Origin of the sequence: Periweissella fabalis, from assembly GCF_012396505.1 — a bacterium.
GTDB classification, from domain to species: Bacteria; Bacillota; Bacilli; order Lactobacillales; family Lactobacillaceae; genus Periweissella; species Periweissella fabalis.
The window spans coordinates 75,794-93,818 of sequence record NZ_JAAXPN010000002.1; the positions used below are offsets into that span (position 1 = coordinate 75,794).

The following is an 18,025-nucleotide window of genomic DNA, read 5'->3' on the forward strand; positions in this document are numbered from 1 at the left end:
TGATATAAAAAGGCCAACCCGTGCGAATGCTAATATTCGGACGGGTTGTTTGTTGTTAAGTAGGTAAGCCGAACTTTTGTTGGATAAATTATAATTTTTATTCGGCGACAATCATTAATGAGCCATAATTTTGGTATAATCTAGAGTTATAAACTAAAAATGAAAAACCATGGAGGGTACACAAATGGGTGCTATTCGAATTCATAATTTACGATTTCATACTTTTAACGGGGTCCTTCCGGAAGAACGCAAAAATGGCCAACAAATTGCCATTGACGTTGAATTGGATTACCCAATTGAAACGGCCGTGCACAACGATGATTTAAGTACAACGATTAGTTACGCTGATGTCCGCGCTGATATTGATAAATTTGTGCACACACATGCATATCAATTAATCGAATCATTGGCTAATGAACTATTGGCAACGTTACTCCACAATTATCCAACGGCGCCGCGCATTACGTTGAAGATTCGCAAGTTCAGCGTCCCAATGCCGGGGATTTTTGATGATGTTGAGATTGAAGTGTCAGGTACGCAAAATGACTGAGCAAGTATATTTAAGTATCGGTGGGAATATCGGCGACCGCGAAGCTAATTTGCGTGCCGCTGTGACGGAATTACAAGCCCAACCAGGCGTGAATGTGACCGCCGTTTCTGCCATTTATGAAACTGAACCATGGGGGAATCGGGAGCAGGCTAACTTTAATAATATCGCGGTGGCATTGACGACAACGTTAACGCCGTTGGAATTATTAGCGACGCTGCATGCGGTTGAACAAGCCTTGCATCGCGAACGCCTAGTCCATTGGGGCCCCCGTACGATTGATTTAGACATCGCTTATTGGGGTGATTGTGTGATTGATCTGCCTGACTTACAAGTTCCTCATCCCCATGCAGCAGAACGCAATTTTGTCTTATTACCAGTCCAAGAAATTGCCCAAGATGATCCCGCTGTGTTAACGCAAGTTCAAGCGGCTTTAGCCGAAAATAAAGATACTAGTTGGATTAATAAAGTAGGAGAGTTAGTTCTTAACAATGATTGATACAAAAAGCCAAGAAAAGATACAAATAGCCGTTAAAATGATTTTAGAAGCGATTGGTGAAGACCCCGAGCGCGAAGGAATTCAAGAAACCCCGGCACGGGTTGCCAAGATGTATAGTGAAGTTTTTTCATCAGTTACCGCACCCGAATTTGATAATTACAAAGTTTTTCCAGTTGATGAAACAACGGAAATGGTTTTATTAAAAGACATTCCATTTTACTCAATGTGCGAACACCACTTATTACCATTCTATGGCATGGTCAATGTGGCTTACGTGCCCGGCGATAATAACGTGATTGGTTTGAGTAAGATTCCACGCTTAGTTGAATATTGTGCAAAACGGCCCAATGTTCAAGAACGCATGACGGTTAATATCGCCCAAGAATTAACGCGGATTTTAGCGCCCAAAGGTGTTGCTGTATCAATTGCAGCCCGCCACATGTGTGTTGAAATGCGAGGAATTCAAAAGCCAGGTGTAATGACAGAAACTAGTTATTACTTAGGTTCATTTAAGGAAGATAAGGAATTAAAACGCGAATTTTTACAGCGGACAACTAAATAACAGTAGGGGCATGCGATGACAAAATGGTTAATTGCCTCAAATAATTCGTTTAAAACGGCCGATTTACAAGCATGTTTGGCGCTTGCGGGCATTGAAGCAGTGGGCTATACGACGCAATATCCAGCCGTGACTTTTCCGGCAGAAGGGACCGCAAGTTATGCAGTCAACGCGCAAGTCAAAGCCGAATTCTTGGCGAATCTGTTACACCAACCGGTCATTGCGGATGATAGTGGCTTAGAATTGGCGGCCTTACAAAATGAGCTGGGCGTGACGACACAGCGGGATTTAGCAGGTAGTTCCTTGAGCACCAATGCCGCAGTGTTAGCTCGGCTCGATGATTTGCCAGCTGATCAACGTGGCGCCCAGATGGTTACGTTGTTAGCCGCTGCTCGACCTAACCATGCGACCATTATTAGTTCTGGCACGGTGACAGGCCAAATTGTGATGACACCTCGCGGGCAGCAATCCGGGGGCTTTGATAAAATTTTTCAACCAACTGGCCAAGCGGTAACACTAGCGGAAATGCCAGCATCAAAGCGCTTACCGTTAACGCATCGCGGGCAAGCGGCTTTAGCTTTACGACAAAAATTATTGATGGAGAATGATAGATAAATGACAAGCGTACGTGATATTACGGCATCATTAGCACAAGAAAATGATTTTACTAGTCAATCTTTGTTACAAATAGTTGAAAAACAACGCTTAATTGCGTTGGAGTTTACTGATATTGATGCTGAGCTTCTTACTAAGTTAGCTCATCGAGTAGCGCAACTAGATGGCACGTGGTTAGCTGAGGCAGCTAGTGCCAAGGTCTTGTTGACGCTACCGGGGTTACGACTTTTGGCAGATAATTGGGATATGTGGTTTGGTGTTGATCCGCTCATCACGCAACAATTAGCGGCAATTAATGAGCAATTTGCACTAATTTGGCAAGTTAAAAATAAGCGGTTTGATTTAAGTCAAAAAGCAATGATTTATGCGATTATGAATATTACGCCGGATTCATTTTTTGATGGTGGTAAGTATCAGACAGAAGCTGCAGTCCTTGAGCATGTTGCTGAAATGATTGCCGCTGGGGCTGATGTAATTGAAGTTAATGGCCAAACCACACGGCCGGGCTTTGTGGAAGTTAGTCCAGAAGTTGAAATTAACCGCACGATTCCATACATTAAAGCAATTCGCGCAGAGTATCCAGATATTATAATTGCGATTGATACGTACAAGTTACCAGTGATGCAAGCAGCCATTGAAGCAGGTGTCGATATTATTAATGATGTCAATAGTTTTGAAGATGATCCAGCCAAGTTAGCCTTGCTGGGCCAAAGTGATGTTGGCTTATTAACAATGCTAAATGCACGCACTAAAGACATTACGGAATTAACCCCGGAAATGTATGCGGCGTTTGCTGATAATTTAAAATTGTTGACGAATGCTGGGATTGCCAAAGAACGTATTGCTTTGGATCAAGGAATTGGCTATTCAAAAGTCCCTCATGGGGTGCAAGATTATGGCATGATGCTTAATGTGGATGCATTTAATGACTTTCAACGGCCAATGATGATTGCGATTTCACGTAAGGGTTACCTTGGTAATTTGTTAGGGCTAGCCAAAGAAGATCGATTACCAATGACACTAGTGGCTGAAGCATTGATGTACGTTCGTGGTGGCCGCATTTTGCGTGTTCACGATGTTGAAGAAACTCGTCAATTACTTACTTTACTAGAAACAATTGAAAGCGGCTATTGGTTAGGTTAGTTTGCAAACGCAATTATTTTTTGAGGCAGTGGTAAAATAAACCCATAACGGACGACGGTAAATCCGATAGGGGGCTTATTTTATGAAAAAGTTACAAACAGATAGTGGCGAAGTTGAAGGTGAGCAGCGACGGGGATGGTGGTATACACAATTATTTGGTGCTTGGAAACCTTTTGAAATTTGTTATACAATCGCGTTAGTCTTACTACAAATATTAGCGTATCTGTGGATTCCTAGTTCGATAATGGGAATCGCATCTGGTATCTTTGGTGTTTTATGCTTAGTTTACGGGATGAAGGGGCGGAATGTAACTTTTGTCTTTGGAGTTTTACAATACATTGCAATGGGGTATATTGCGATCACCACACACGCCTATGGTTCATTTGCAATTGATGTTTTATATGTGATTTCACAGCCAATCGGATGGTATTTTTGGATTATTAATCATAAAATTCGCGCATTTACACCGCAAATGCGCTGGGTAATTATAGCAATTTCGGTTATTTCATGGCTGGTAGGTGGGATATTCTTGGCACATGTTAATGGTCAATTACCATATCTTGACTCGGTTAATTTCGTGGTGAGTTTTATCGCTCAGGTTTTATTCATTTTTAGATTTCAAGAAAATTGGATGTTATGGATTGTTGTGAATGGGGCCGGATTAATTTATTGGGCAATTTTGGCATATTGGACCTTTAATGGTCAAAGTGGCTTGGGCTCATTAGGAAATAATGTCTCACAAGTTGCCTTGCAGTTTGCCTTATTATTTAATGCTATCTACGCATATCGTCAATGGGCTAATGGTGCTGAAGTTGTACGACCACGAGTAAAATAGAATTATAAATTTAGTAGTAATTATTTAGGAGGGGAATAAAATGCTTAAATATAATGTTGGAATTATTGGATCTGGGTCAGCGGGCACGAGTGCGGCGTATGGTTTACAATCTGCGGGCAAAAGTGTAGCAGTTTTTGAAGACTATATCTGGGGTGGAACTTGTGCCAATATGGGATGTGATCCCAAGAAAATTATTGTTAATAGTATTGATGTTTTACGGCAAGCACAATTGTTTCAAAATGAAGTTATCGGTAAGTTAGCTTTAAATTGGGAAGCAGTGATGGCCAAAAAGCAAAAATATGTTGATGCCCATCCGATTCGAACCCTTGATGGTTTAGAAGGTGCGGGGATTGAAACCTATCATGAAACACCACGGTTTATCGATGCAACCACGGTAGAATTAGCCGATGGCACCCAAATTCAAGCTGATACATGGATCCTTGCGACTGGTAAACGGCCAACTCGGCCAACTTTTAGCGGGGCACAATTAGCGGGGACTTCTGAGGATTTTTTGAATTTACCACAAATGCCAAGTGATATTACCTTTATAGGTGGTGGTTATATCGCTGTGGAATTTGCTAGCATTGCTCAATTTGCTGGGGCCCAAGTTCATTTATTGCAACATAATCAGCAAATATTACGTAATTTTGAACCTTGGCTTGTCGATAAATTAGTCCCTCGGCTGACTGCTCAAGGAATAGATTTTCAATTTGATACAGAAGTAGCGTCATTGACAAAGCAAGATAATCGAATTTTGGTAACTACAACCGATGGGCGAACATTTCTAACTGATACGGTAATTGCTGCCATGGGACGCCATGCCGCAGTTGAAGGTCTTGACTTACCAACTGCGGGAGTTGAATTTGATGCTAAAGGTATCAAAGTTAATGGCCACTTACAAAGTACCAATCCCCACATTTTTGCAGCCGGTGATGTTGCTGCTTCTGGGGTTCCTAATTTGACACCGGTAGCAGGATATGAGGCGCGTTACTTGGTTAGTTATCTTAATGGTCTTACAACTGATGAGATAAGCTATCCAGCCATCTCATCAGCGGTTTATGGCCATCCGCGAATTGCTCAAGTTGGAGTGACAACTAGTGAAGCCCAAAAGCGCGGCTATCAAGTCAGTGATTATGATTTGAGGAGTTGGTTTAATTACATGCGCTTAAATGATCAAGCAGCGGCACGTATTATCAAGCATGAAGGTAAGATTGTTGGTGCAAGTGTAATTTCTGAACAAGCCGATGAAATTATTAATATGTTTGTCACAGCAATTAATGATGGTACTACGGCCGAACAGGTTGCTAATCAGATTATGACTTATCCTACGATGGAAAGTGATTTGGGGTACTTTTATTAGAGTGCGAACCTCCGCGATAAGAACTGAATACTAACGAAAAATGCCTTAGATACGGTCTATGTATCTAGGGCATTTTTAAGTTAGACGGAAGGTCTTGCGGAGGTTCGCACTCTTTTGAAACGTGCTCACACAATCAACCAGTTCCGCCTAACTGCAAAACGCTTAAAATACTAAGACCGTATTTTAGCGTTTTTTCTTAGTGCTCACTGGTTCCCGGTTGTGCTCGCACTCTTACCATTTTTTTACAATTAAAATAATAGCCATATCATCTAAAACACGTTAAACTTGTCTTGTAGTATATAGAAGTTAAAAGCAACTTGAATTGGTGAAAATCGGAAATTTAAATTGGACCGCACCAATTAATTAATTAGTTGACTTTTTTAATATTTTAGCTACAATAATAATTGTAAACATTGACGATTGTGTCATGTTTTTAAACTAATAAAAACCAATTAATAAGGAGAGCTATTCCAAATGGCAGTAGATTACGATTCATTAGAATATTTGGAACAAGTTGACGCCTGGTGGCGTGCAACTACTTACATCTCAGCTGGTGTTATCTTCTTGAAGAACAACGCATTGTTCTCAGTTACTAACACTCCACTTACTCAAGCTGATGTTAAGGCAAAACCAATCGGACACTGGGGTACTGTTTCAGGTCAAACTTTCTTATATGCACACGCATCACGTTTGATCAACAAGTACGACTTAAACATGTTCTATGTTGAAGGTCCTGGTCACGCCGGTCAAGTTATGTTCTCTAACTCATGGATTGACGGTTCATACACTGAAGATTATCCAGAAATCACTCGCGACCTTGCTGGTTTGAACAAGCTTTACAAGAGCTTCTCATTCCCAGGTGGTGTTGGTTCTCACGCAACTGCACAAACTCCAGGTTCACTTCACGAAGGTGGAGAACTTGGTTACTCACTTTCACACGGTGTTGGTGCTATCTTAGATAACCCAGACCAAATTGGTTTCGTTGTTGTCGGTGATGGTGAATCAGAAACTGGTCCACTTATGGCTGCATGGCAATCAAACAAGTTCATCAACCCTAAGACTGATGGTGCAGTATTGCCAATTCTTGACCTTAACGGTTTCAAGATTTCAAACCCAACTATCTTGTCACGTTACTCAGATGAACAATTGACTAAGTACTTTGAAGGTTTCGGATGGTCACCACGTTTCATCGAAAACGATGACATCCACGATTACATGGCATACCACAAGTTGGCTGCTAAGGTATTTGATGAAGCTATCGAAGACATCAAAACAATCCAAAAAGATGCTCGTGAAAACGGTCGTTACCAAGATGGTGAAGTACCATTCTGGCCAGTTATCGTTGCACGTCTTCCAAAGGGTTGGGGTGGTCCTACTCATAACGAAAAGGGTCTTCCAGTTGAAGATTCATTCCGTTCACACCAAGTTCCATTGGAATTCTCATCAAAAGACAAGAACTTCAACGAAGATCTTGATGCATTCGTTGCTTGGATGGATTCATACCGTCCAACTGAATTGTTCAACGAAGATGGTACTCCTAAGCAATTCTTGATCGACCTTGCACCTAAGGGTGACAAGCGTATGTCAATGAACCCAATTGCTAACGGTGGTGTTGCCCGCGGTCAAGAACCTAAGCAATTAGACTTACCTAACTTCCGTGATTACGCTAACGAAATCACTGAAGAAACTCGTGGTACTGAACTTGCTGATGGTAACCGTAACATGGACATGTTCGTTCTTTCAACTTACTTGAAGGATGTTACTTTGAAGAACATGAAGGACTTCCGTTTCTTCGGACCTGACGAAACTATGTCAAACCGTCTTTGGGACTTATTTAGCGTTACTGACCGTCAATGGATGGAAGAAGTACGCGAAGGTAACGACGAAGCAGTTGCTGCTTCAGGTCGTATCATTGATTCACAACTTTCAGAACACCAAGCTGAAGGTTGGTTAGAAGCATACACATTGACTGGTCGTCGCGGATTCTTCGCATCATACGAATCATTCTTGCGTGTTGTTGACTCAATGATTACTCAAATCTTCAAGTGGTACCGTCAAGCAGACGAAATCAAGTGGCGTAACAAGTACCCTTCATTGAACTTGATCGCAACTTCAACTGCTTTCCAACAAGACCACAACGGTTACACTCACCAAGATCCAGGTCTATTGACTCACTTGGCTGAAAAGAAGACTAAGTACATTCGTGAATTCTTGCCTGCTGATGGTAACACATTGTTAGCCGTTGCCGACAAGTCATTGCGCTTGAACCAAACTATCAACTTGATCGTTGCTTCTAAGCAACCACGTCAACAATGGTTTACTATTGACGAAGCAACTGAATTAGTTGAAAAGGGTCTTAAGGTTATCGACTGGGCTTCTACTGTATCTGAAGATGAAACTCCAGATATCGTATTTGCTTCAGCTGGTACTGAACCAACTATCGAAGCATTGGGTGCTGTTTGGTTACTTAACCAAAAGCTTCCTGAATTGAAGATTCGTTACGTGAACGTTGTTGACTTCTTACGTCTTAAGAAGCAAGACCCACGTGCAATCTCAGATGACGAATTCGACGCTATCTTCACTACTGATAAGCCAGTTGTCTTCGCATTCCACGGTTACGAAGACCTTGTTAAGGACGTATTCTTCGACCGTCACAACCACAACCTTGATGTTCACGGTTACCGTGAAGAAGGTGATATCACTACTACTTACGACATGCGTGTTTACTCACAAATCGACCGTTTCAACCAAGTTAAGGATGCCCTTACTAAGCTTGAAGGTGTTGTTGCTGCTGATAAGATCGCTGAAATTACTGCAGAAATGGACGCTATCTTGGCTCGCCACTTCGAAGTTACTCGTAACGAAGGTATCGATATTCCAGAATTTACTGATTGGAAATGGTCAGCACTTAAGAAGTAATCTACTGCCGATTAACTCTGCTGTTACTAATAGTAAATATGAAAAAGCCGTTCGCATTAGCGAACGGCTTTTTTGCTGTACAATAAATGATTTTAATCTGCGAAGTACTTGGCAAAACGAGCCGCATCAGCAGTATGGAGTTCTACATTAAGAAGAGTTCCATTTTCAGTATAATCAGTACTTAAAATATGCGCATTTTCATTTAAATATGTCACGACTTGACCATCGTTAAATGGAATTAATAAATCGTGAATTTCATAATCCGTGAAAATCTTTTCCTTAATAATATCAACTAACGCCAAGAGTGACGCTTCATCACGTGCTGAATAGACTAAGTTATCACCTTCACGACTTGGAAAGACAACATCCTCCATCTTATCAGCTTTGTTATAGCCAATAACCATTGGAATGCCTTTAACCCCAATTTCATGAAGCGTCTTTTCAGTAGTGGCCATCATTTCCTTGTGATTAGGATCTGAATAATCAACGACTTGGATTAATAAATCAGCTTGGGCCGCCTCAGCTAAAGTTTGTCGGAAAGAACTGACCAAGTTATGAGGGAGTTTTGAAACAAATCCGACCGTATCACTTAATAAGAATTGCTTTTGATCGGGTAATGTTAATGAACGAACAGAGGTATCTAAAGTGGCAAAAAGCATGTTCTTTTCAAAAACTTGTTTTTCTTCACCTTCACCAAACATCCGGACTAAACCATTCATGGTCGTTGATTTACCTGAGTTAGTATAACCAACTAAAGCAACGGTTGGAATGCCTGCTTTATCACGTTGCACTCGACGAGTTGATTCAGACTTGCTGATTGCTTCGAGCTCTTCTTTTAAGTGGGCGATATTTTTTTCAATCGTCCGGCGATCCATTTCAAGTTTAGATTCCCCAGAACCCCGGCTAGTAAAGCCACTCCCAGTCGCCCCAGTTTGTTGATCCAAGCACACATTCATACTAGTTCGTAAGCGGGGGAGTTGGTACTTCAAGCGAGCAATTGCTACTTGGAGTTTAGCTTCTTTTGAACGAGCTCGGTTGGCGAAAATGTCTAGAATCAAACCAGTTCGATCAACGACAGTTGCTTTAGTAGCAGCTTCAATATTTCGGATTTGTGATGGTGATAATTCATCATTGGTAATCACAAATTTAATATCAGTTTCGGCAACTAATTGGGCTAATTCTTCAACTTTTCCTTTACCAAAGTACGTACCGGCATTAGGGCGATCAAGTTTTTGGGTTAGGGTTTCTTGAACGACCATATTATTAGCTGCGACTAGATTTGCTAGTTCTTCCATTGAATAAGCGAAACTAGGATCATTATTATCAAGCCCGGCAATAATGACGGGTTGTAATGTATTTTCTTCTTCTGTTGTTGTCATAAATATACCTTATTACCTTTTTAATTGGCGGGTAATTCGTCAGTAACGCTATAATAAGCAACTTTAATATCATCATCTGAAACAATTAACTTGGTGATACTACCGTTAGCAGGTGCGTGACCTTCAAATGCGGCTTCACCAAAGCGGCCAGCGATACTACGAATTGTTGCCCCGTGAGAAACGAGTAAAATGTCGCCACCATCGGGGTGAAGTTGGCGAAGACGATCAAAGCCTGCTTCGATGCGTGTCCAAAAACGAGTTGAATCTTCAGCATCATGGGCTGGATCAGCAGCATGAATAGCGTCTAAAGTTGCATCGGCACCAATTTCAGCTAGTAAATCAGAAAATGTGGTAATGTTAGCAGCTTCAGCAGGCGCATGCTTAACGATATCAAGGACGGCATCTGGACCACTAACACCTTCAAAGGTACCAAAGAACTGTTCCCGGAAAGCTTTTAAAGGGGTTGGAGCAACAATATCTGTTTGGGTATTTTCTTCAAGGATATATGTAGCAGTTTTGAATGCCCGTGGTAGATCACTTGAATATGCAGCGTCAAAATGGATGTTGCTTAGTAGGTGACCAGCGTGGCGGCCATCGGCAATTCCTTTTTCGGTAAGGTCGATATCACTCCAACCTTGGAAACGGTCGTATTTATTAAAGAAAGTTTGGCCATGACGTACGAGATAAACATTGATTGGTTGCATTTTTTAATACTCCTTTTTGAAAAGTTAAAGACTTTGATACTAATATAGTAACATAAGATAGCAATAAAGCGGTGGCTAGCGTATAATTGATAGCCAAGTAGTAGCAAAAATGTTATTAGGCCAATGTGCCCAGATATAAAATAAAGCGAGAGTATATATGACAGATTCAAACTACACATTCGAACAAAAATACCTGGACCAAGTTAATGAAAAACTTGAGATTGCCCAGAAGAAAACGCAACAAGAACTTGACCGGACTTCAAACGATCGTGCTGATATTGAAAAATCATGGGGTGATGTCCGAATTAAGACAAGTACTTATGAAAATATTTTAGATACGGCATTATCAGTCCGCCAACAACAACAAATGCTGATTGAACGGCAAAATAGTTTCCAAAATGCAACTAAGCGTTTGGAAACATTACAAAAGTTGAAAGTGAACCCATACTTTGCACGCATTGACTTCCAAGAAAAAGGGGAGGAAAAGGCAGAAACTATTTATATTGGGTTAGGTTCGTTTTCAGATACACCAGATCATTTCTTAATTTATGATTGGCGTGCACCAATTTCTTCTATTTATTATGACGGAGGTCTTGGGAATGTTGAATACATGACCCCTGATGGTAAGCAAAATGTCGACGTTCAGCTTAAGCGACAATTCCAAATTGAAGATGGCGTGATTGTAACCATTTTTGATACTGATGAAGCCGTTGGAGATCAAATGTTATTAGATGCTTTGAGTGGTGAATCAGACACTAAGATGAAGAGTATCGTAACGACGATTCAAAAGGAACAAAATAAAATTATCCGTAATACCAGCGCTGATTTGCTATTTGTTCAAGGGGCCGCCGGATCTGGTAAAACGGCCGCGGTTTTACAACGAGTGGCGTACTTGTTATACCGTTACCGCGGTAATTTAAATAGTGGGCAAGTTGTTTTATTTAGTCCAAACCAATTATTTAATGACTATATTGACCAAGTGTTACCCGAACTTGGTGAACAAAACATGGTGCAAATGACATACTACCAATATGCAATGCGTCGATTACCTAAGATTCAAGTTGAAACGTTACAAGAACGCTTTGAAGAACACAATGATGCGGCCAATGAAAACATTACGCGCTTTAAAGGGAGCTTAACGTTCTTCAAGTTAGTGGCGAAGTATGCCCAAACGCTTAACAAAGGCAACTTACGCTTTAAAGATATTAACTTCCAAGGTAAAGCTTTCTTTGATAAAGAGCACGTGGCTAAAATTTATTATGGTTACAATGAACAATACAAATTAGGGCAACGCTTAGATGCTACAAAAGAGCGGTTAACTTCATCATTAAACGGTCGGATTGGTAATGAATTAAAAGAAAAGTGGGTTGAAGAGGCGATTCAAAACCTAACTAAAACTGAAATTGATTCATTATTTGGTGACCAACCACGGGAATTTGCTTCTGAAGAAAAGGAATATAATTTCTTAGCACGTAAAATTGTGGTTAATGCCTTTAAGCCGATTGCAACGGCGATTCACCGTAACCGATTCATCAATTTTAATGCGCAATTTGCAACATTTTTACGAAGTGTGCCTAAGATGATTGATTTAAATAAATGGGATATTTCAATTGCTGATTGGGAAGCTAGTGTCGAACGCACAGTGACAGAGTTTAAGACAAAGCAAATGACATTAGCAGATGTATCAACCTATCTCTACCTTTATGATTTAATTACTGGTAAACGTGGTGAACGTGATATTCGGTTTGTCTTTATTGATGAAATCCAAGACTACTCAGCCTTCCAATTAGCTTTCTTGAAATTTAGTTTCCCGAAAGCCAAATTTACAATGCTTGGCGACTTGAATCAAGCAATCTTTACTAAGGAAAATTCTAAAACATTACTACATGAATTAGGTTCAATGTTTGATCCTGAAAAGACTAGTGTGGTCCAATTGACCAAGACATATCGATCAACGCAACAAATTACCGATTTTTCTAAAGAATTATTAGTTAATGGTGAACAAATCATTGCCTTTAACCGTAATGGTGCTAAGCCAGTTTTAGCGCAATTTGATACGATGGAAGCAATGGAAGCTCGCTTAATCAAACAGATTGAAATAAATAATGCGGCACATGAGACAACTGCGATTATTACAAAGACTTTAGCAGAAGGATTGGCAGTGGATGCTATTTTGAAAGCCGCAGAGCTTAAGGCAACTTTAATTCGCTCAGAAAATCAACGCTTAGTAGCTGGAGTAATTATAGTACCGTCATACTTAGCTAAAGGACTCGAATTTGATGCGGTGGTAGCTTGGGATATCTCAGCAACTAACTACCCATCAGAAAGTGAACGTCAATTAATTTACACGATTGCATCACGGGCAATGCACGAATTAACATTACTAGCTTGCGGGCCAGTAACACCATTACTTGATCGCGTAAATAAGGACTTATACGAGGTAGAATAACCGGTGGCAAATGTAAATTACACCGTTTTGAAGGCTGCAGCTTGGCATCAAATTGGGACAAATTTTGAACCATTACATTCATGGTCTGCACCAATGAGTAGGGAATTACAAGCTGATTATCAAGCATTAATACCACTAATTATTGCCAAAATGGAGCATAATCATGCAGCCGAGGTGCTATGGCATAAAATTCTAAAACAACCTATTGACCAGGCCAAACCATTTATTATTGGCTTGACTGGTAGTGTTGCTGTAGGAAAATCAACAATTTCTAAGGCAATCAAACAACTATTAAATAAGGCGGTTCCCGAGGCTAAGGTTGAAATAGTAACGACCGATAACTTCCTATATAATAATGAAACTTTAGCTAGCCTTCAGTTAACAGAGCACAAAGGCTTTCCCGAATCATATAATATAGAAGCAATGATTACTTTTTTAAAAGCTGTCAAAGAGCGCAAGCCTGATATTAAAGTGCCTGTGTATTCACATGAGTACTACGATATCTTACCGCATCAATCTCAAGTTATTGGAGCTCCTGATGTGGTTATCCTAGAAGGCGTTAATGCGTTGTATCGTCAAGGGCAAGTTTTAGCGCCGATTGATTTAATGGATTTAACATTATATATTGATGCACCAACTGCATTAATCAAAAGTTGGTTTATGGAGCGGTTTGAACATTTAGTAGATACTGCTGTTAATGAACCATCAAGTTATTATCATCGCTTTATTAATGATCGCCTAGTAGCAACTAGTCAGGCTGAAAAGGTTTGGCATGCGGTTAATGAGCGCAATTTGAAAGAATATATTCTACCAGCACGATCATTAGCCGATATAATCATTCAAAAAGGGCCAAATCATAATGTTACGCAAGTTGCATTACGGAAATATTAGTCACAAAGCTGTAAAATTCATTGAATTTTGCAGCTTTTTTTATATTATTTGGGCTAAATTAGTCTTTTTTAGCGATTTTTTTCTAAAAAAAGCGCTAATTTTGCCAATTAGTTAAGGGGGTATACATATTTTGCTAGAAGCAAGCAATGATAGGCTTTTGACACAATGAAAAAAATTATATTACAGGTGTATTACATAAACTCGGGCTTATATGACAGGAAACAACTGTTCTTGTCACAATATAGCTATATGGCTGTTATAAATTACCAGTAATATATAGTTTGTTGATTGATAGCAACGAGTTATCAATACAAAAAGATGGGTCACATCGATGACCAGATAATATAAAACGAATAAATAAACACAACACATGATGTATTTAATAGGAGAAGATATACAATATGAATAATTTGAAGAAAATGTTTTTAACTGGTACTGGTTTGGTTGCAGCCATGATTTCTACAGGAGTTGTTGCTAACGCCGACTCAATCATCACTGTTCACCAAGGCGACACTGTTTCAAAACTTGCTAAGGAAAACAATACTACTATCGAAGCTATTGTTAATGCTAATAAGTTAACTAATGCTAACTTGATCTTTGTTAACCAAAAGTTGACTATTCCTTCAACTAACACACAAGCTCCAGTACAAAAGCAAGCTCCAGTACAACAAGCAGCGCCAGTACAAAAGCAAGCCCCAGTACAACAAGCCCCAGCTACTAATGTTTCAGGCTCAAATGCTGCTGCTAAGCAATGGATTGCTAGCCGTGAATCAGGTAACAACTACAATGCCCGTAACGGTCAATTTATCGGTATGTACCAACTTTCTGCATCATACCTTGGTGGTGACTACTCACCAGCTAACCAAGAACGTGTTGCTAACCAATACGTTCAATCACGTTACGGTTCATGGGTTGGAGCACAACAATTCTGGCAATCACACGGTTGGTACTAATCTAAATTCTGATTAGTAACTACTTTAAAAGTGTAGTTTTTAAGTAAGAACCTCTCTTAGGCAGAGGTTCTTACTTTTGTGGTTAAGATGATAACCATATTTCCAACAAACAGAATAATTCTAACTAAATAATGGCATGATCGGCATAGAGAGTGTGAAACATTTACATGCAACTTATTTAGTAAAAAGACCAGACGTTTTTCGCCTGGTCTTTTTTGTGCACTTTTTTATAACGTGCTCACAAGGCCAAGTCATAGGTTATGGCTAGTATGACACGGTGGCTACCCGGTGATGCTCGCACTTACAAATAATAATTAAATTTATGTCAAATAAGTTGACAAACGTTAGTTAAAAGCTTTAAACTGTATTATCGTATCGTAATTAAAAACACACAAGTAAACAATTTAAAGGAGAACTTGAATGGAAGCAGTTGATGCACAAGGCAAACATTTTAATCGCGGCTTATTAGTTGCCGTGCTCTTAATAGGGACCTTCGTGACCGTTTTAAATCAAACTGTGCTAGCCACGGCGTTGCCGACTTTGATGAAATCATTAGATGAATCATTAGGGACAGTCCAATGGCTCACAACCGGATTTATGTTAGTTAACGGGATCTTAATCCCAATTTCAGCATGGTTAAGTCACCGGTATAACACCAAATGGCTTTACTTAGGCTCAATGGTAATTTTCTTAATTGGAACTACAATTTCAGCCACCGCACACACATTTCCACAGTTATTAACTGGGCGCTTAATTCAAGCGGTTGCAGTTGGGGTAACGATGCCCTTACTACAAGTGATAATGTTATCAATTTTTCCAGCTGAAAAGCGCGGAACAGCCATGGGAATGGCAGGGTTAGTGATTGGTTTAGCACCAGCACTGGGGCCAACATTATCAGGGTGGATTATTGATAATTATGAATGGCAAGTTTTATTTGGAGTAATGATTCCAATTATAATTGTTGTAATTCTAGCGGGCTTGTTCTTTATGAAACCAGTTATCCATACTGGTAAAGAGCCACTTGATTTTTGGTCATTTATCATTTCAACTATCGGATTTGGTAGTTTACTATATGGTTTTTCAGAAGTTAGTTCACAAGGTTGGGGTGATTTTACATATGTTATCTTGCCATTGATTATTGGGGTGATTTTTATTGCCTTCTTCGTTCGGCGACAAGTTACACACGAAAAACCATTACTTCAAGTGCATGTGTTTCAGATTAAACAATTTGCACTTACAACTATTTTATCGTCAATTGTTTTAATCGCAATGATTGGGGTAGAATTGGTTATCCCACAATACTTACAAACAGTACGGGGAATGTCACCTTTTCACGCCGGATTAACCCTATTACCAGGGGCATTATTAATTGGTGTTATGTCACCAATTACTGGTCGCATTTACGATAAAATGGGTGCTAAACGTCTGATTATTGCCGGAATGGTAATCTTAACGCTTGGAACATTACCGTTTACTTTCTTAACTGAAAATACCCCAATTATTAACGTGATCGTCCTTTACGCACTTCGGATGTTTGCCATTTCAATGGTTATGATGCCAGCAACAACATCAGGGATGCAAGCTTTGACGGGGCAATTGGTTGCTCATGGAACTGCTGTTAACAATACAACTCGACAAGTTGCCTCATCAATGGGGACGGCAATCATGATTTCAGTTCTTTCAAATGTGATTAAGAACAATTTACCTGCTAAATCACTTTTAAAGACGGCACCATTTGAGTACAAAAACCAGGCATTAGAGGCAGCTTTAAGTGGATACCACGCTGCTTTTTGGATTGCGACTGGCTTTGCAATTGCTGGATTGATTGTGGCTTTATTCTTAACGGAAAAGCCTAAAAATATGGTTATTATCGATGGAGGTAAAAAACTATGATCTTAGTTTTAATTGCACTTTTTGTAATTGCCTTTTTCGTATCATTTGTATTGATTACTAAGCGGAAATTACGGATAATAGCCTCATTAATTTCATTTGTTGCTTTAGTTGCTAGTTTGACACTCTTAATTCAAAATGATAAATATCATTTTGGAATGAAGCAAGTTAGCCACGTTACAAGCCACCAAATCTTTACAGCAGCTCCTAAAACTCCCGCTGATTTACTGTTATATCAACAAGTGGGTAAGGGGAGTGAGGAAAATGTTTACATTTACAAAAAACATGCTGATAGTAATGCAACTCACACGCAGACCGATGGGAAAACTATTAATTGCGTTTTCTTCACATCAGCTAAACAAGCAACTATTGAAGTAACAACAATTCGTTATGAATATAAGAATAATTTGTATAAATTATTCTTTGGTTTAGGTGATAATGAAACATTAGTATCACGTAACAATACGTTTAACTTACCTAAGTCATGGCTAAAAATTAGTACCACAAATGCTAAGAAGTTAGCTCAGATACAAAAAGATATGACACCTGCTCAAAAGCAAGCACAGGAAACGGCGGCTAAAGCTGCGATTAGTGCTAAAGTTAAAGCAGCAATTATGGCAAATCCCAAGTTGGCTACTGATCCAAGTGCGCAAGCTAAAATTGTTAAGCAAGCAACGACAGATTTTCAACAAAAAGCATTTGCAGATATTGTAAATAAACTCGAAAAATAATTTAATTATTAAAAATAATCCTTTATATTGGTTAATTTAATGGATATTTGCGATTTTCCTGCGAAATTCGATAAATAAAAACTTTTAATTATTTTATAATCGTGTTATAATTCAAGTTGTAGTTTGGTTCGGTTAATTAGGTCTTGTTTCATCAGTATTGAGAAATATCTCCTGGCACCATCAAGTTACATATCAAATATTTCACTACAGTAGTAGTATCAAAAGGAGATTTCTCTCATGGAACAAGGAACTGTTAAATGGTTTAACGCAGATAAAGGTTTTGGCTTCATCACTCGTGAAAACGGCGACGACGTGTTCGTACACTTCTCAGCTATTCAAGGTGACGGCTTCAAGACTCTTGAAGAAGGTCAAGCTGTAACTTTCGACGTTGAAAGTTCAGACCGCGGCCCACAAGCTGCTAACGTTAACAAGGCTTAATTTTAATTAATTAATGTCAAAAAGCAACCGACAGATAATCTGTCGGTTGCTTTTTTGTTGTATACAAACGGAAGGCTAAAACGTGCTTCAACGATACATATAGCTAAGCATAT

At 39.5% G+C, this 18,025-nt stretch carries 16 protein-coding genes; 14 read left to right on the forward strand and 2 right to left on the reverse strand.

What is annotated here, in order from left to right; translation table 11 throughout:
* Positions 1 to 184 precede the first annotated feature (184 nt).
* From folB to HF964_RS03370, 8 genes are all read left to right on the forward strand, one after another.
* Positions 185 to 550 carry a dihydroneopterin aldolase gene (folB, locus tag HF964_RS03335; protein WP_168721642.1) on the forward strand — a complete coding sequence of 122 codons (366 nt, stop codon included), beginning with the start codon at positions 185 to 187 and terminating at the stop codon, positions 548 to 550.
* Positions 543 to 1,046 (forward strand): 2-amino-4-hydroxy-6-hydroxymethyldihydropteridine diphosphokinase, encoded by a 504-nt coding sequence (gene folK / locus HF964_RS03340; protein ID WP_168721643.1) that lies wholly within the window; start codon positions 543 to 545, stop codon positions 1,044 to 1,046. The genes folB and folK overlap by 8 nt, the downstream gene beginning before the upstream one ends.
* Positions 1,039 to 1,608, forward strand: a complete 570-nt coding sequence (folE, locus tag HF964_RS03345) for a GTP cyclohydrolase I FolE (protein WP_168721644.1) — start codon at positions 1,039 to 1,041, stop codon at positions 1,606 to 1,608. The genes folK and folE overlap by 8 nt, the downstream gene beginning before the upstream one ends.
* A gap of 15 nt (positions 1,609 to 1,623) precedes the next feature.
* Entirely contained in the window at positions 1,624 to 2,220 is a 597-nt protein-coding gene (locus HF964_RS03350; protein WP_168721645.1) for a non-canonical purine NTP pyrophosphatase, read from the forward strand.
* The gene (gene folP / locus HF964_RS03355; RefSeq protein ID WP_168721646.1) at positions 2,221 to 3,363 is read left to right on the forward strand and encodes a dihydropteroate synthase; all 1,143 of its coding nucleotides are present in this window, start codon (positions 2,221 to 2,223) and stop codon (positions 3,361 to 3,363) included.
* 82 nt (positions 3,364 to 3,445) lie between these two features.
* Complete coding sequence (gene pnuC / locus HF964_RS03360) at positions 3,446 to 4,198, forward strand: nicotinamide riboside transporter PnuC (RefSeq protein WP_168721647.1); 753 nt, start codon at positions 3,446 to 3,448, stop codon at positions 4,196 to 4,198.
* Positions 4,199 to 4,238: 40 nt separating this feature from the next.
* Positions 4,239 to 5,558: a dihydrolipoyl dehydrogenase family protein gene (locus tag HF964_RS03365; protein WP_168721648.1), complete on the forward strand. Its 1,320-nt coding sequence runs from the start codon at positions 4,239 to 4,241 to the stop codon at positions 5,556 to 5,558.
* 474 nt (positions 5,559 to 6,032) lie between these two features.
* Positions 6,033 to 8,477 carry a phosphoketolase family protein gene (locus tag HF964_RS03370; RefSeq protein WP_168721649.1) on the forward strand — a complete coding sequence of 815 codons (2,445 nt, stop codon included), beginning with the start codon at positions 6,033 to 6,035 and terminating at the stop codon, positions 8,475 to 8,477.
* Between the two features lie 92 nt (positions 8,478 to 8,569).
* On the opposite strand, the gene hflX is transcribed toward HF964_RS03370, so the two are convergent.
* Together hflX and HF964_RS03380 are read right to left on the reverse strand one after the other, a co-directional pair.
* Positions 8,570 to 9,856: a GTPase HflX gene (gene hflX, locus HF964_RS03375; RefSeq protein ID WP_168721650.1), complete on the reverse strand. Its 1,287-nt coding sequence runs from the start codon at positions 9,854 to 9,856 to the stop codon at positions 8,570 to 8,572.
* A 20-nt stretch (positions 9,857 to 9,876) separates the two neighbouring features.
* Positions 9,877 to 10,560, reverse strand: coding sequence for a histidine phosphatase family protein (locus tag HF964_RS03380; protein WP_168721651.1), 684 nt, complete (start codon positions 10,558 to 10,560; stop codon positions 9,877 to 9,879).
* Between the two features lie 157 nt (positions 10,561 to 10,717).
* Between HF964_RS03380 and helD the strand changes: the two genes are divergently transcribed.
* The 6 genes from helD (at position 10,718) to HF964_RS03410 (ending at position 17,912) form a co-directional block, all read left to right on the forward strand.
* Positions 10,718 to 13,009, forward strand: coding sequence for an RNA polymerase recycling motor HelD (helD, locus tag HF964_RS03385; protein WP_168721652.1), 2,292 nt, complete (start codon positions 10,718 to 10,720; stop codon positions 13,007 to 13,009).
* Between the two features lie 3 nt (positions 13,010 to 13,012).
* Positions 13,013 to 13,900, forward strand: a complete 888-nt coding sequence (coaA, locus tag HF964_RS03390; protein ID WP_168721653.1) for a type I pantothenate kinase — start codon at positions 13,013 to 13,015, stop codon at positions 13,898 to 13,900.
* 401 nt (positions 13,901 to 14,301) lie between these two features.
* Positions 14,302 to 14,853, forward strand: coding sequence for an aggregation-promoting factor (gene apf / locus HF964_RS03395; RefSeq protein WP_246220237.1), 552 nt, complete (start codon positions 14,302 to 14,304; stop codon positions 14,851 to 14,853).
* Between the two features lie 420 nt (positions 14,854 to 15,273).
* Positions 15,274 to 16,746, forward strand: a complete 1,473-nt coding sequence (locus tag HF964_RS03400; protein ID WP_168721654.1) for an MDR family MFS transporter — start codon at positions 15,274 to 15,276, stop codon at positions 16,744 to 16,746.
* The gene (locus HF964_RS03405) at positions 16,743 to 17,474 is read left to right on the forward strand and encodes a DUF4811 domain-containing protein (protein WP_168721655.1); all 732 of its coding nucleotides are present in this window, start codon (positions 16,743 to 16,745) and stop codon (positions 17,472 to 17,474) included. Before HF964_RS03400 ends, HF964_RS03405 begins: the two co-directional genes overlap by 4 nt.
* Positions 17,475 to 17,711: 237 nt before the next feature.
* Positions 17,712 to 17,912 carry a cold-shock protein gene (locus tag HF964_RS03410; protein ID WP_168721656.1) on the forward strand — a complete coding sequence of 67 codons (201 nt, stop codon included), beginning with the start codon at positions 17,712 to 17,714 and terminating at the stop codon, positions 17,910 to 17,912.
* The last annotated feature ends 113 nt before the right edge of the window (positions 17,913 to 18,025 follow it).

Coding starts and splice junctions, on each gene's coding strand:
- HF964_RS03405 (WP_168721655.1), top strand. CDS start 16,743: ATGATCTTAGTTTTAATTGCACTTTTTGTAATTGCCTTTTTCGTATCA.
- folP (WP_168721646.1), top strand. CDS start 2,221: ATGACAAGCGTACGTGATATTACGGCATCATTAGCACAAGAAAATGAT.
- folE (WP_168721644.1), top strand. CDS start 1,039: ATGATTGATACAAAAAGCCAAGAAAAGATACAAATAGCCGTTAAAATG.
- pnuC (WP_168721647.1), top strand. CDS start 3,446: ATGAAAAAGTTACAAACAGATAGTGGCGAAGTTGAAGGTGAGCAGCGA.
- HF964_RS03400 (WP_168721654.1), top strand. CDS start 15,274: ATGGAAGCAGTTGATGCACAAGGCAAACATTTTAATCGCGGCTTATTA.
- HF964_RS03370 (WP_168721649.1), top strand. CDS start 6,033: ATGGCAGTAGATTACGATTCATTAGAATATTTGGAACAAGTTGACGCC.
- helD (WP_168721652.1), top strand. CDS start 10,718: ATGACAGATTCAAACTACACATTCGAACAAAAATACCTGGACCAAGTT.
- HF964_RS03410 (WP_168721656.1), top strand. CDS start 17,712: ATGGAACAAGGAACTGTTAAATGGTTTAACGCAGATAAAGGTTTTGGC.
- folK (WP_168721643.1), top strand. CDS start 543: ATGACTGAGCAAGTATATTTAAGTATCGGTGGGAATATCGGCGACCGC.
- apf (WP_246220237.1), top strand. CDS start 14,302: ATGAATAATTTGAAGAAAATGTTTTTAACTGGTACTGGTTTGGTTGCA.
- HF964_RS03350 (WP_168721645.1), top strand. CDS start 1,624: ATGACAAAATGGTTAATTGCCTCAAATAATTCGTTTAAAACGGCCGAT.
- folB (WP_168721642.1), top strand. CDS start 185: ATGGGTGCTATTCGAATTCATAATTTACGATTTCATACTTTTAACGGG.
- hflX (WP_168721650.1), bottom strand. CDS start 9,856: ATGACAACAACAGAAGAAGAAAATACATTACAACCCGTCATTATTGCC.
- HF964_RS03365 (WP_168721648.1), top strand. CDS start 4,239: ATGCTTAAATATAATGTTGGAATTATTGGATCTGGGTCAGCGGGCACG.
- HF964_RS03380 (WP_168721651.1), bottom strand. CDS start 10,560: ATGCAACCAATCAATGTTTATCTCGTACGTCATGGCCAAACTTTCTTT.